At 59.5% G+C, this 12706-nt stretch carries 12 protein-coding genes; 4 read left to right on the top strand and 8 right to left on the bottom strand.

What is annotated here, in order from left to right:
- Positions 1-52 precede the first annotated feature (52 nt).
- The 4 genes from ACQZ48_RS03955 to ACQZ48_RS03940 form a co-directional block, all read right to left on the bottom strand.
- The gene (locus ACQZ48_RS03955) at positions 53-982 is read right to left on the bottom strand and encodes a sugar phosphate isomerase/epimerase family protein (protein WP_137411347.1); all 930 of its coding nucleotides are present in this window, start codon (positions 980-982) and stop codon (positions 53-55) included.
- 96 nt (positions 983-1078) lie between these two features.
- Positions 1079-2251, bottom strand: a complete 1173-nt coding sequence (locus ACQZ48_RS03950) for a Gfo/Idh/MocA family protein (protein ID WP_137411348.1) — start codon at positions 2249-2251, stop codon at positions 1079-1081.
- 79 nt (positions 2252-2330) lie between these two features.
- Positions 2331-3233: a sugar phosphate isomerase/epimerase family protein gene (locus ACQZ48_RS03945; RefSeq protein ID WP_137411349.1), complete on the bottom strand. Its 903-nt coding sequence runs from the start codon at positions 3231-3233 to the stop codon at positions 2331-2333.
- 124 nt (positions 3234-3357) lie between these two features.
- A complete protein-coding gene (locus tag ACQZ48_RS03940) occupies positions 3358-3660 on the bottom strand; it encodes a hypothetical protein (RefSeq protein WP_448728557.1) in 303 nt (100 codons plus the stop codon).
- Positions 3661-3808: 148 nt separating this feature from the next.
- Here ACQZ48_RS03940 and ACQZ48_RS03935 point away from each other — a divergent pair, with 148 nt between their 5' ends.
- Positions 3809-4849, top strand: a complete 1041-nt coding sequence (locus tag ACQZ48_RS03935; protein WP_448728556.1) for a LacI family DNA-binding transcriptional regulator — start codon at positions 3809-3811, stop codon at positions 4847-4849.
- 9 nt (positions 4850-4858) lie between these two features.
- Here the strand turns inward: ACQZ48_RS03935 and soxG are convergent, their stop codons facing one another.
- From soxG to ACQZ48_RS03915, 4 genes are read right to left on the bottom strand one after another with little or no spacing between them, the layout of a single operon-like run.
- A complete protein-coding gene (soxG, locus tag ACQZ48_RS03930) occupies positions 4859-5395 on the bottom strand; it encodes a sarcosine oxidase subunit gamma family protein (protein ID WP_173991166.1) in 537 nt (178 codons plus the stop codon).
- Complete coding sequence (locus tag ACQZ48_RS03925; RefSeq protein ID WP_448728555.1) at positions 5388-8351, bottom strand: sarcosine oxidase subunit alpha; 2964 nt, start codon at positions 8349-8351, stop codon at positions 5388-5390. The genes soxG and ACQZ48_RS03925 overlap by 8 nt, the downstream gene beginning before the upstream one ends.
- Complete coding sequence (locus tag ACQZ48_RS03920) at positions 8348-8623, bottom strand: sarcosine oxidase subunit delta (protein WP_448728554.1); 276 nt, start codon at positions 8621-8623, stop codon at positions 8348-8350. Before ACQZ48_RS03920 ends, ACQZ48_RS03925 begins: the two co-directional genes overlap by 4 nt.
- 24 nt (positions 8624-8647) lie before the next feature.
- Positions 8648-9898: a sarcosine oxidase subunit beta family protein gene (locus ACQZ48_RS03915; RefSeq protein ID WP_448728586.1), complete on the bottom strand. Its 1251-nt coding sequence runs from the start codon at positions 9896-9898 to the stop codon at positions 8648-8650.
- Between the two features lie 89 nt (positions 9899-9987).
- On the opposite strand from ACQZ48_RS03915, the gene ACQZ48_RS03910 reads away from it, so the two are divergent.
- The 3 genes from ACQZ48_RS03910 to ACQZ48_RS03900 all read left to right on the top strand — a co-directional run bounded on the left by ACQZ48_RS03910 (position 9988) and on the right by ACQZ48_RS03900 (position 12678).
- A complete protein-coding gene (locus ACQZ48_RS03910; RefSeq protein ID WP_448728553.1) occupies positions 9988-10962 on the top strand; it encodes a GlxA family transcriptional regulator in 975 nt (324 codons plus the stop codon).
- 33 nt (positions 10963-10995) lie between these two features.
- Positions 10996-11676 (top strand): helix-turn-helix domain-containing protein, encoded by a 681-nt coding sequence (locus tag ACQZ48_RS03905; protein WP_162520544.1) that lies wholly within the window; start codon positions 10996-10998, stop codon positions 11674-11676.
- Between the two features lie 96 nt (positions 11677-11772).
- On the top strand, positions 11773-12678 hold the full coding sequence (locus tag ACQZ48_RS03900) for a class II glutamine amidotransferase (RefSeq protein ID WP_077983537.1): 906 nt from the start codon (positions 11773-11775) through the stop codon (positions 12676-12678).
- Positions 12679-12706: the final 28 nt, after the last annotated feature.

Genomic DNA, 12706 nt, shown 5'->3' with positions numbered 1-12706 from the left:
TTCTTGCTCCGCGACCAAAATTCGGAAGAAGTTCAGTGGCTCAGGTCAACGCTTAGAACCCGCACTCGGCGAGAAATGCTCTGCTGGCCGCCAGATCGTCCAGAATGCCGCCGGCATTGCGCGGGTCGCGCTCCTGTTCGATGGTGATATAACCGCCATAGCCAAGTTCCGTCAGAAGGCGGCGGATGGCCGGATAATCGATTGAGCCGCGACCGATAGGGCACATGACGCCCTTGGCGCAGGCGTCGAAGAAGCGGATGCGTTCTGCCATCACCTTTTCAAAAACCGTGGCGTCGATGTCCTTGAAATGAATATAATCGACGCGATCCCAATAGCGACGAAGCGTGGTGACGGGGTCCATGCCCGAATAGGCCATATGGCCGGTATCGAGGCACAAGCCAGCCAGATCGGCGGGAATGTCGTCGACGATCTGCTGCAACTCATCGGCAAATTCGATGTAACCGCCGGCATGGGGGTGGATGGTGGCGCGCACGTCATATTTGTCACGGGCGAGCGTTGCGATGGCGCGGATGTTTTCGACCATGCCGCTCCATGCGCCGCCATCGAGGCGCGGCGCACGATCGGAATGGCCGGCGGCATAGTCCCGCTCGTCATGGCCCCAGTCCATCACCGTCAAATAGGGGGCGGAAAAGCGTTGGCCGGCATGGGTTTCCGGTTTTGGCAGGCGGGTGATCAGCGCGCAGATTTCATCAGTCTGGCGCAGCAGATTGTCGCGGTTCTGAGGTGAGACCAGATCGTCGAAGATCGTGCCGGCGACGATCTTCAAGTCGCGCCCATTGAGCGCCTGCGAAACGCGCTCGAGGTCGAGCGGCAGATAACCGTAGGGGCCGAGTTCCAGGCCGCCGAAACCGGCGGCCTTTGTCTCGTCCAACACCTTTTCCCAATGGGGCAGATGGGGGTTTTTGACGTCGTCGACGCCCCAGCAGCAGGGAGCGGTGGTGATGGTGATCTGGTTGGTCATGGCATCCTCGGGGCGCAATTGATGCTGGCCGCGTTCTGCGGCCCGAAGCAGGTCTCGGCGGCTGATAGTGGCTTGAAGGGCGTGTAGCCAATCTGATTATGCGAAGTCGATCCAGGCGGCGCCGGCGTCGGCCGAGCGGACGCAGTTCTCCAGCCAGCGAACGCCTTCGGTGCCGGCCGCGATGCCGGGATAATGGTGGGTTTTCAGGAAAGCCCTGTCACCGCGGTTTGCCGCGTCGATCGCCTGGGCGATCCAGAGATAGATATTCGACCAGCTATCCCCGAGACCTTCGGTATGCAGCGCGCCCATGCGGTCTATGGCGAGGCTTTCCTGTTCCAGATAAGGCATGCCGTGATGCAAGATGCGACCGGGTTCGCCCTGAACCTCGTAGATCAGCTGGTCGGGGTGGGAATCGGACCATTCGAGTGAGGCCTTGGAGCCGACGAAACGGTAACGCTGCGACCCCATATTGCCGGCATTCACCGAAGAGACCCAGAGACGGCCGCGTGCGCCATTGTCATAATGCATCAAGACTGTGGCGTGGTCTTCCAGCGGCGCGCGCGTGGGGATGAAGGCCTTGCGGTCGCAGAGCAGCCGTTCCACCTTCATGTGAGGGAGCACGATTTCCGAGAGATAATAGAGATGCGTGCCGATATCGCCGAGCACGAAGGTTGGGCCGGCAGTGCGGGGATTGGTGCGCCACTTGACGGCTTCGCCCGCGCCCACGTCGTCACCGGCATTGAAGCCGTGGGTATATTGCAGGTCGACGATACGGATGTCGCCCAGCATTCCCTTTTTGACCATGGCCGCCATCTGGTGGACGAGCGGATGCCCGGTATAGCCATAGGTAACGCCGACAATCAGCCCCTTCTGTTCGGCCAGCCGCGCCACCTCATCGCATTCGGCCACCGTGAAGAATAGCGGTTTTTCGCAGATGACATGCAGTCCCGCCTGAAGACAGGCTTTAGTGATTTCGTAGTGGGTGAAATTGGGGGTGGCGATGGAGACGACGTCAACGCCGTCTTCGCGCGCGGTTTCGCCGGCAATCAGCGCCTTGTAATCCTGATAGCAGCGTTCCGCTGCCACGCCGATGTTGACGCCGAAATCGCGGCCCATTTCTGCATCGAGATCGAAGGCGCCGGCGACGAGTTGGTAGCCGCCGTCGCGCAGAGCGCCTGTGCGATGTTTGTAGCCCACCTGTCCTGTGCGACCGCCGCCCACCATGGCCCAGCGCAACGGACGCGAAATCAGTCTTTCTCCATTGATCATGTCAATCGTCTTTCCATTTGATCGTTCGAATGACGGTGTTCCCCAAGGGCCGTCTCGGCCGCAGCGCCCGGCTGCCTCGTTATTTTCTGAAATAAAGGTCGATATAGTCCTGCATCTTGGTGCGCATGAACCGGCCTGATTCATCCGCCCTGTCCTCCCAGGCGAAGACGCAGGAGGTCATGATGCCGTCAAAGCCGATTTCGGAAAGCGTGGCGAAGAAGTCGTCCCATGGCACTTCGCCCTGGCCGATATTCAGGTGCTGGTGCACTCGCGCCTGCGTGCCCGGCGGGTTGAGGATATAGCGCAACCCGGAGCTGGCCTTGTGGTTGAAGGTATCGCCCACATGCACATGGGCGAGCACGTCCTTGGCTTCGCGCAGCATCGCCTTGGTGTCGTCGCCGAAATAAAAGGTATGCGGTGCGCAATAGAGGAACTTGACGTTCTTCGAATTGACGGTGCGGATGATGTCCAGCGCCGGCTGCAGCGTTTCGCACCAGTCTTCCGGATGCGGCTCGACATGCAGGTTGATGTTTTCGCGCTCGAATATCGGCACCAGTTCTTCCATCGAGCGCCACCAGGCATCCTCGCAGGCCTCGATCATCGAGCCGGTGTGGCAGCAATAACATGAACCCTTGTCGGGATGCGGTCCGCGGCCGAATTCGGAGTTCATCGTGTCGACTTCGAGTTCGATGGCGATCTCGATGGCGCGTTTCCAGTGTTTGACCGCCGCCTGCCGCTCGGTTTCGTCATTGGAGGCCCAGCGATACATCGGCAGCAGCGAGGCGATGCCGACATCAGCGTCCCTCAGCGCCTTCTTGAAAGACTTGATCCGCTCGGGAAAGGCGCGCGGTGCCTTGAACCATTCGAGGAAATCGGCGCGCGGACTGAGTTCGATCCAATCGTAACCAAGTTCCTTCACCTTGGCGGGAAGGACTTCAAGGCTGAGATGGCGGTGCATATGGGGGTCTAGGGCGATTTTCAACGGTCCTGATCCTTGCTTTGTGTTTTTGTTTTTACAAATTTTCCGGACGTAAAAGCGCAATCGCTCTTACTCGAAATGCTTTAATTCGATGGCGGCTGCGGCGGATGGCCGTCATGGTTGGCCATTAAATTTTCCACCTCGGCGCCGAGATCGGCGAGCGCCTCACCGCGACCTTCTGGCCGATGGCGGCCTGGATCAGCTGCACCACATCTGGCGCGAAATTGTCATAGGTCTGCAAACGCAGGTAGTTGACCTTGGCGCCATTCGCCTCGGCCGCGAGGCGTGCGTTGTTGACATCCTTTTGGATGAGGTTCCAGACCGCATCGTCATTCTTGTCGCCGACAAGGGCTATAGTGGCTGCAACCGCGCCGGACGCCACCACGAGCGACACCGCGCCCGTTGCGAGAAATTTCCTGACAAATGCCATTGCTTCCTCCCTGCCCATTTTCCCGACGGGCCTTAACGACAGGAGGGTTTATATCTTCCATCTTCATGGAAATGGAATTTATATTTCATTTAATGTTGCAATAAATATCATTTTATGTCATTCATGGATGATACAATTGTGAGGCGTCATGAATCGACCGACCATTGCCGATCTTGCGAAAGCCGCCGGTGTAAGCATCTCCACGGTCAACCGGTTGCTGCACGGCTCGACTGCCGTACGTCAGGATACGATCGACCAGATATTCAAGGCGGCGGAGGAGATCGGTTTTTATGGTCTCGGCACCATCAGGGACCGTCGCCGCGAGGCCATGCCTCATCACCGGCTCGGTTTTCTGTTACAGCAATCCCACCGGTCGCTTTACCGGCTTTGGGCGGAAGGGATTGTCGCTGCCGCACGCCAGCGGCCGGATAGCATCATCGAGCCGGATATCGTTTTCGAGGATGATCTTTCACCGGAAGCTGTGTCCTCCGATCTCTTGAAGATGGGACAATCCTGCGGCGCAATCGCGGTGGTGACGGCCGATCATCCGCTCGTCAGCCAGGCGATCGACGAGCTGCGAGGCAAGGGCGTTCCCGTGGTGACTTACGTATCCGATCTGTCGGCGGCGAGCCGCGCGGGCTTTGTCGGCACCGACAGCTGGAAACGCGGCCGCACGGCGGCATGGTTCCTCAGCCAGACGGTTAAGGGCGAGGGCGTGGTCGTGCCGCTGATCGGTAGCAATCGGTATCAGTGCCAGGATGTTTCGGACGCAAGCTTCCGCTCCTATATGCGCGAAAACACACCCGAACTTCAGGTCGTGGAAACCCTGCTGACCCACGAGGAACCGGAAAATGCCTATGTCATCGTGCGGGATATGATTGCTGGCGAACCGGGGCTCAGGGGGATTTATGTCAATGGCGGCGGCATATCGGGTGTTCTGCGTGCACTCAGGGAATTGCCTGCCGAGCGGCAGCGCGACATAAAAATCATCTGCAACGACATCGGACCGGAAACAAGAAAAGGCCTCAACGAAGGGCTGATCACCGCCTCGCTGCCGCTTCCTCTCGACAGGATGCCGCAGCAGTTGATCGACGTGATGTTGCGGCGCATCGAGAACGGAGATTCGTCCTCCGTTGAACAGCGGATCGTTCCTTTCGAAATCCTGACGCCCGAAAGCATCTGGACCTGACCGGCACGATCACTGGAATTCGAGGCTCATCCGGGCAAGGTCGTCCCACAGGCTTTCGGCAAAACCGCGCAGCACGATGACTTCGAAGACCCGCCCGTCAAGCCGGGTGAGGTGGGCGGCGATGTGGCCGATCAGCGTCGCGACGGAATGTCCTACCGGGAAGGCTACTAGAGACAGGTCGACCGCCGTGCCTTTGGCCAGAACCCGCTCGGCCATCTTGCCTTCGATGCGAATGCGAACGCGTCCCTGGCTCTGGTCGACACCCGTTGCCTGAGGTTCGAGCGCCGTAAGAAGCGCCTTCACATCAGCGTGAGGCAGAGGTTGTTCACCGACGATAAACCATTGGCCCGGTGAGAACGCGCGTATATCGCCTTTGGCAAGGTGGCGAAGGCGGGCTTCCAAATCCGTTGCGTCGGGTGCGGCCAGAACATGGATGATCGCGCCTTCCGGCAGGGGAGAGAGCTCGATGGCGGTGGAGGCAATTGCCCGCTTCGCGCCCAGCACCGGGCGCAGCGCCGGCCGGAAGCCAGACTTGAAATCAGACATGGAGTTTCTCGTTTTGAGGATCGACAAAAACCGGGTTGCAAAGGCGGGCTTGAGTAAATTCGCTACGCAGGCCGTTCCAGACCATGATTCCCTCGCCATGCCGCGCAGGGCCATTCTTGACCAGGGCGAGACCGATCGTTGAACCTAAATGCGGTGAGAACGCGCTGGAGGTCACATAACCCTGATCGTTCTCCAGCGTTGCCGCGGCATCCTTCGCAAGAATATGCGAGCCGGTGCGGAAAGACTGTTTTGGATCAAGCGGCACGACGCCGACGAGGCTCGGACGGTCGGTGGCGGAAAGCCCCTCGCGTTCCAGCATCCGTTGGCCAATGAAATCGGCCTTCGTGGCGGAGACCATTTTGCCGAAGCCGAGATCGGCGGGCACCACCGTGCCGTTGATTTCATTGTGGGTGACATGGCCCTTTTCGATACGCAACACACCGAGCGCCTCTACGCCATAGGGCATGATATTCTCCGGCTTGCCAGCTTCCAGCAGCGCGTCGGCAACGCTTTCACCGTAACCGGCCGGGACGGCAAGCTCGTAGGCCAGTTCACCGGAAAAGGAGATCCGGAACAGGCGTCCATGCAGTTGCCCGCCAAACAGAGAGACTTCCCGGGCTGCAAGGAAGGGAAAGGCCTCGTCGGAAATATCTTCATCGACGATTTTCTGAAGAATGGTGCGCGCCTCTGGTCCGGCAATCGCCATCTGCGCCCACTGGTCTGTGACGGAGGCAAGTCGCACGTCGAGGTGCGGCCAGAGCGCCTGGGCGCAGAATTCCAGATGGTTCATGACGCCCGCCGCGTAGGCAGTGGTGGTCGTCATGAAAAAGCGGTTTTCTTCCAGCCGGCTGGTGGTGCCGTCATCATAGATCATGCCGTCTTCACGCAGCATCAGGCCATATCGCGCCTTGCCGACCGGCAGCTTTAGGAAAGCGTTGCAATAGACCCGGTTGAGAAATTCGGCGGCGTCCTTGCCACAGATTTCGATCTTGCCGAGCATTGACACATCGCAGAGCCCGGCATTCTTGCGAACATTCAAAACCTCACGGTCGACGCTTTCCCGCCAGCCGTTTTCACCCTCGCGGGGAAACCAGGAGGAGCGATACCAGAGACCGGTTTCAACGAAGATGGCTCCATTTTTTTCGGCCCAACCGTGCAGCGGCGATTTGCGTACCGGTTGGAAATGATGGCCGTGATAAGCGCCGGTGAGCGCACCAAAGGAGACGGGCGTATAAAAAGGCCGAAAGGTGGTGGTGCCGACCTCCGCCGGGGAAACGCCACGCGCTTCGGCCAGCAACCCGATGGCATTGACATTGGAAAGCTTGCCCTGATCGGTCGCCATGCCGTTTGTCGTATAACGCTTGGCCAGTTCGACATGGCCATAACCTTCGCTGACGGCAAGACCGAGATCTTTGCGATGAACATCATTCTGGTAATCGACAAAGGCTTTGGCCTTGATGCCGGGGATGGACCAGAGTGCCTTCGTAGGCGAGGCAACGACATCATTTTCCACGCCGCCGAATGTCGGTGTTGTTGCCGTAAAACCGAGATCCTGCGCAAGTGCCGCGCCCTTCCGCGCACCATCCTCAAGGCAGGCGGCGATACCGTTTGTTGCGGAAACTGCGCCGGCGAGCTCCAGCCCCTTGAGATTGCCGGGTGCCAGAAAAGCGGCTTGGTCTTCCGACCAGACCGGCTTGCCGCCGCGATGGCAGGCGAGATGGATGATGGGGCTGAAGCCGCCCGACATGGCCAGCGCATCTACATTGAGGTTTTCCGAGCGGCCATTCGCATAAATCTCGATGGCGGAAAGCGCCTTGCCGCCCTTGGCATTGGATACGACGCCACCCCTGATGACGCGTGCCTTGCCGTCATAGCCCGAGTGACCCTGTTCGCGGCTATCGATGATGGCGGCAAGAGGAATACCCCGTGCCTCCAGATCTTGGGCGAGCGCATACCCGCTGTCGTTGGTGGTAAAAATTGCCGTCGCCGTGCCAGGGCTTATGGCATAGCGGTTGAGATAACTGCGCATCGCGCCGGCCATCATCACGCCGGGAATGTCGTTGCCGCCAAAGACCAGCGGCCGCTCTTCCGTGCCGGTGGCAAGCAGTGCGCGCTTGGCCACGATGCGCCACAGGCGCTCGACTGGCACATGCGCTTTCGGGCTTGCCAGGTGTTTCTGCACCCGCTCCACTGCGCCGAAGACATTGCCGTCATACCAACCGAAAGCCGTGGTTCGCGTCAGCACCGTCACATCAGGCAGGGCTTCGAGTTCGGCGACACAGTGCGCGGCAAAGTCGGGAGCGCTCCTGCCGCCGATGATTGCGGTTTCGGACAAAAGTCCGCCGCCTGCCACAGAATGCTCATCGACAATGATAACGCGTGCCCCTGCGCGGCCGGCTGCAAGAGCAGCGGCGAGTCCTGCCGCACCAGAGCCGATCACCAGCAGGTCGCAATGCGCCCAGCATTTGTCATAGATATCCGGGTCCGCCTCGTGGCTCGCCTTGCCGAGACCGGCGGCCTTGCGGATGAAAGGCTCGTAGATTTTTTCCCAGAAGGCGGCGGGCCACATGAAGGTCTTGTAGTAGAACCCCGCCCCGACGAAGGGTGAAAGCAGGCCGGTCAACGCGCCGATATCAACGTCGAGCGAGGGCCAGCGGTTCTGGCTTTTCGCTTCCAGCCCGGCATAAAGCTCCTGCATGGTGGCGCGTGTGTTCGGCTCGGTGCGGCCACCGCTGCCAATGGTCATTAGCGCATTCGGCTCGGCGGCGCCTGCCGTCAATATGCCGCGCGGGCGGTGATATTTGAAACTGCGGCCGACGAGCTGCTGGCCATTGGCGAGCAGGGCGGAGGCGACGCTGTCACCCGCAAAGCCTGACATCGTCTTGCCGTCGAAGGTGAAGGAAAGCGGTTTGGAGCGGTCGATCAGACCGCCGGTCTTCAGGCGGTGGGAACTCATGCACTTGTCACTTTCGTCTTGTCGGCCGCGTCGTGGCAGGCGGATATTTCGTGGGTGACGGTATCGCGGGCGACGACCAGCCAGCGGCGGCAACCGGAGGTGTGGTGCCAATATTCCTCATAGGAGCCGCGCGGATTGTCGCGCAGATAGACATAGTCGAACCATTCCTCGGTGCCGACATCGGCGGCGGGCCTTTGGAGGGCAGCACCCTTGATGGTGAATTCTTCCTTGGGTCTTGGCCCGCAATGCGGGCAGGGCACGAGACTTGCCATTTCGGATGTCCTTGCTGCGCAAAATCAGTGAAGGTTGGGCTGGGCGCCCTGACCCTTTTCATCGATGAGATAACCGCGCCGGAAGCGGTCCAGCCGGAAGGCCGTCGCCGTCTCCTGCGGTGTGCCGCGAGCGAGAAGATGGGCGAAGCAGAAACCGGAGGCGGGCGTCGCCTTGAAGCCGCCGTAACACCAGCCGGCATTGAGATAGAGATTGTCGATAGGGGTCTGGTCGATGATTGGCGAACCATCCATCGACATATCCATGATGCCGCCCCAGGAACGCAGCACCCGGACGCGGGAGAGCGCCGGTATCATCGCCTTGCCGGCTTCCGCCACATGCTCGACCGTCGCCAGATTGCCGCGCTGGGCGTAGGAATTATAGCCGTCTATATCGCCGCCGAAGACGAGGCCGCCCTTGTCCGATTGCGAGACGTAAAAATGGCCCGCCCCGAAAGTGACGACGCCATCGATAAAGGGCTTCAGCCCTTCCGACACGAAAGCCTGCAGCACATGGCTTTCGATCGGCAGCTTCAGTCCGGCCATGGCGGCGACCTGCGAAGAATTGCCCGCCGCCGCCAAAGCCAGCTTGCCGCAGCCGATGAAGCCGCGGCTCGTCTCGACGCCCACGACCGCGCCGTTCTCTCTTCGAATGCCTGTCACCTCACAGCCCTGGATGATATCGACGCCACGGCTGTCTGCACCGCGCGCATAACCCCAGGCGACGGCATCGTGACGGACGGTGCCACCGCGCTTTTGCAGCAATCCACCCTGAATGGGGAAGCGGGCATTGTCGAAATCGAGAAATGGCAACATCGCCTTGACCGAGGCGCGGTCCAGCAAGTCGGCATCGACGCCGTGCAGCCGCATGGCATTGCCGCGCCTTGTATAGGCGTCGCGCTGGGCATCCGAATGATAGAGGTTCAGCACACCGCGCTGGGAAACCATGGCGTTGAAATTGAAATCCTGCTCCAGCCCTTCCCACAGTTTCATCGAAAGCTCGTAAAACGGGTTGTTGCCCGGCAGCAGATAATTGGAGCGGATGATCGTGGTGTTACGGCCGACATTGCCGGAGCCGATGTAGTTTTTCTCCAGCACCGCGATATTGGTGATGCCGAATTCCTTGGCGAGATAATAGGCTGTCGCCAGCCCATGCCCACCGCCGCCAACGATGATGACATCATAATGCGGTTTCGGAGAAACGTCCCGCCAGGCGGGTTTCCAGGATTTGTTGTCGAAGAGACCATTCTTGAAAATGGAAAAGGCGGAATAGCGCATCTGCGTACCTCGAACGATATGGCGCATGCTTACCGGCGTTGTTCGAAAGGGAATTGCAAATAAAGGACATAATGATTTAAAAAAGAGACATGACGATCATTGAGCAGAAGAATGTCCAGCGCATTGGTTTCATCCTAGTTCCGAATTTCGCGCTGATGTCTTACGCCTCGGCCGCGGAGCCATTGCGCGCCGCCAATCTGATCGCCGGAACCGATCTTTACGATGTGGTTCCGCTTTCTTTCGATGGCGCGGCCGTCAGAAGTTCTTCCGGCATCATTGTCGAATGTGATGCGCTCGCCACCAGAGGCGAAAGATGCCACACGATCTTCGTCTGCGCGGGGGGCGGGCCGCAGGACTGGACCGTTGCGGAAAATTCCTATGGGACGTTAAGGCGGCTGGCGCGGCAGGGTGTCCGGATCGGGGGCATTTCCAGCGGCGCTTATGTGTTGGCGGCGGCGGGATTGCTGGAAAACCGCGATTTCACCATCCATTGGGAGCATGCGCCGGTGCTGAAAGAGGCCTTCGGCCATCTGACGCCCCGGCAGGCGCGGTTTGTTTTCGATGGGGACCGCATCACCTGCGCTGGCGGCGTTGCCCCCCTCGACATGATGCATGCGATGATTTCGCAGAGAATGGGCGCTCACTTCGCAAGGCGTGTCAGTGACTGGTACCTGCACACGGCGGTCGCCGAACCCGGCGCACCGCAGCGCGGTTCCTCGGCGGAACGTCATGGCACCAACCATCCGGCCCTGTTGACCGTGCTGGAAAAAATGGCAACGACCATTGAAAGCCCGCTTGATCGGCAGACCATGGCGAAATTGGCGGGAACCAGCGCGCGCCACCTCGACCGGCTTTTCGCAACCCATCTGAAAACGACGTTTTTGGGAACATACCGCGCGATCCGCCTCGATCACGCCCGGCGATTGCTCGAGCAAAGCCCGCTCTCCATCGCGGAAGTTGCCTTCGCCACCGGCTTTTCCAGCGCCGGACATTTTTCAGGGAGCTTCAAGGCCCGGTTCGGCCATACCCCAAATACACTGCGGCAAAGATTTCTTCCGAATTAAAATAGTTTTCCTGTAAGGAAGGAAAACACGATAATGCCGGAGGACCCCATGGCGAAGGATGCCACCCAGAGCGAAGCTGCGCAGTTCCTGTCGCAGGACCCGCATGCCGTTCGCGAGCCGAGGGTCAACAATCTGGAAATGGCGATCGGCCATGAGGTGCGCGCCTATCGCAAGAAACTCGGCATCACGGTCACCGATCTGGCATCGGCCACCGGCGTTTCCGTCGGCATGCTTTCCAAGATCGAAAACGGCAATATCTCCCCATCGCTTACCACCCTGCAGACGCTTTCAAAGGCGCTCGGCGTGCCGATCACGGCTTTCTTCCGCGGTTTCGAGGAACCGCGCAGCGCCACCTTCGTCAAGGCGGGGCAGGGCGTGAATATCGAGCGCAGGGGTACGCGCGCCGGTCATCAATACAGCCTGCTTGGCCATATCGACAACAATACCAGCGGCGTCACCGTCGAGCCCTATCTCATCACGCTGACCAAGGACTCGGATGTGTTCCCAACCTTCCAGCATGAGGGAATGGAGTTTCTCTACATGCTGGAAGGCGAGGTGGTTTACCGCCACGGCGAGCAGCTTTTCACCATGCAGGCCGGCGATAGCTTGTTTTTCGACGCCGATGCACCGCACGGGCCGGAGGAATTGGTGAAGCTTCCCGCTCGTTATTTGTCGATCATTTCCTATCCGCAAAGGCGGCTAGGCAACGATTGATAATTTGCCTTAGAAGAAAAAAATATTCCTCATAGTTGACGGAATAGAATTCCATATGTTAGCCCTTCATTCAGAAACGAATGGAGGCGCCTATCGATGTGCGGCATTGTTGGACTATTCCTGAAAGACAAAAGCCTTGAGCCGCAGCTGGGTCAGCTGCTCTCGGACATGCTCGTCACCATGACCGATCGCGGGCCGGATTCGGCCGGCATCGCGATCTATGGAAGTGCGGCCGATGGCCGTGCGAAAGTGACGATCCAGTCGGCCGAGCCGACCGCCGATTTCTCCGGCCTTGCCGAGGCGCTCACGGAAAACAGCGTTGACGCCGTGGTCACGGTAAAAAGCACCCATGCGGTTCTCGATATTCCCGCCGGGAAGCTGGATGGTATTCGTGCGGTTCTCGCCGCCATCCGGCCGAATGTGCGGGTGATGGGTTCCGGCGACAGTGTCGAAATCTATAAGGAAACCGGCCTGCCGAAAGATGTCGTCGCCCGTTTCGACGTGCGTTCCATGGCCGGCAGCCATGGCATCGGCCATACCCGCATGGCAACGGAATCGGCAGTGACGACGCTTGGCGCGCACCCCTTTTCCACCGGTGCCGACCAGTGCCTGGTGCATAATGGTTCGCTTTCCAACCACAATAATCTGCGCCGTGAACTGGTGCGCGAAGGCATGACGTTCGAAACCCAGAACGACTCGGAAGTCGCCGCCGCCTATCTCACGGCGGAAATGGCCAAGGGCAAGGATCTGGGCGAAGCACTGACAAGCGCGCTCGATGATCTCGATGGTTTCTTCACTTTCGTCGTCGGCACCAAATCCGGTTTTGGCGTGGTGCGTGATCCCATCGCTTGCAAGCCTGCTGTCATGGCCGAGACCGACCAATATGTCGCTTTCGGTTCGGAATATCGCGCTCTGGTCAACCTGCCCGGCATTGAAAATGCCCGGGTGTGGGAGCCGGAGCCGGCGACCGTCTATTTCTGGGACCATGAAAAGGCTGCCTGAGACCCGTCATCGGCGCCTGTTTTGAAAG

The organism is Agrobacterium sp. 22-209-1 (assembly GCF_053522485.1).
The sequence above is the reverse complement of the archived record's forward strand: the minus strand, read 5'-3'. Positions and strand labels throughout refer to the sequence as shown.

Excerpts from the sequence above, each read along its gene's own strand:
- ACQZ48_RS03935 (WP_448728556.1), top strand. The coding sequence starts at position 3,809 with ATGAATCGACCGACCATTGCCGATCTTGCGAAAGCCGCCGGTGTAAGC.
- ACQZ48_RS03910 (WP_448728553.1), top strand. The coding sequence starts at position 9,988 with ATGACGATCATTGAGCAGAAGAATGTCCAGCGCATTGGTTTCATCCTA.
- ACQZ48_RS03925 (WP_448728555.1), bottom strand. The coding sequence starts at position 8,351 with ATGAGTTCCCACCGCCTGAAGACCGGCGGTCTGATCGACCGCTCCAAA.
- ACQZ48_RS03920 (WP_448728554.1), bottom strand. The coding sequence starts at position 8,623 with ATGGCAAGTCTCGTGCCCTGCCCGCATTGCGGGCCAAGACCCAAGGAA.
- ACQZ48_RS03900 (WP_077983537.1), top strand. The coding sequence starts at position 11,773 with ATGTGCGGCATTGTTGGACTATTCCTGAAAGACAAAAGCCTTGAGCCG.
- ACQZ48_RS03940 (WP_448728557.1), bottom strand. The coding sequence starts at position 3,660 with ATGGCATTTGTCAGGAAATTTCTCGCAACGGGCGCGGTGTCGCTCGTG.
- ACQZ48_RS03950 (WP_137411348.1), bottom strand. The coding sequence starts at position 2,251 with ATGATCAATGGAGAAAGACTGATTTCGCGTCCGTTGCGCTGGGCCATG.
- ACQZ48_RS03905 (WP_162520544.1), top strand. The coding sequence starts at position 10,996 with ATGCCGGAGGACCCCATGGCGAAGGATGCCACCCAGAGCGAAGCTGCG.
- ACQZ48_RS03915 (WP_448728586.1), bottom strand. The coding sequence starts at position 9,898 with ATGCGCTATTCCGCCTTTTCCATTTTCAAGAATGGTCTCTTCGACAAC.
- ACQZ48_RS03955 (WP_137411347.1), bottom strand. The coding sequence starts at position 982 with ATGACCAACCAGATCACCATCACCACCGCTCCCTGCTGCTGGGGCGTC.
- soxG (WP_173991166.1), bottom strand. The coding sequence starts at position 5,395 with ATGTCTGATTTCAAGTCTGGCTTCCGGCCGGCGCTGCGCCCGGTGCTG.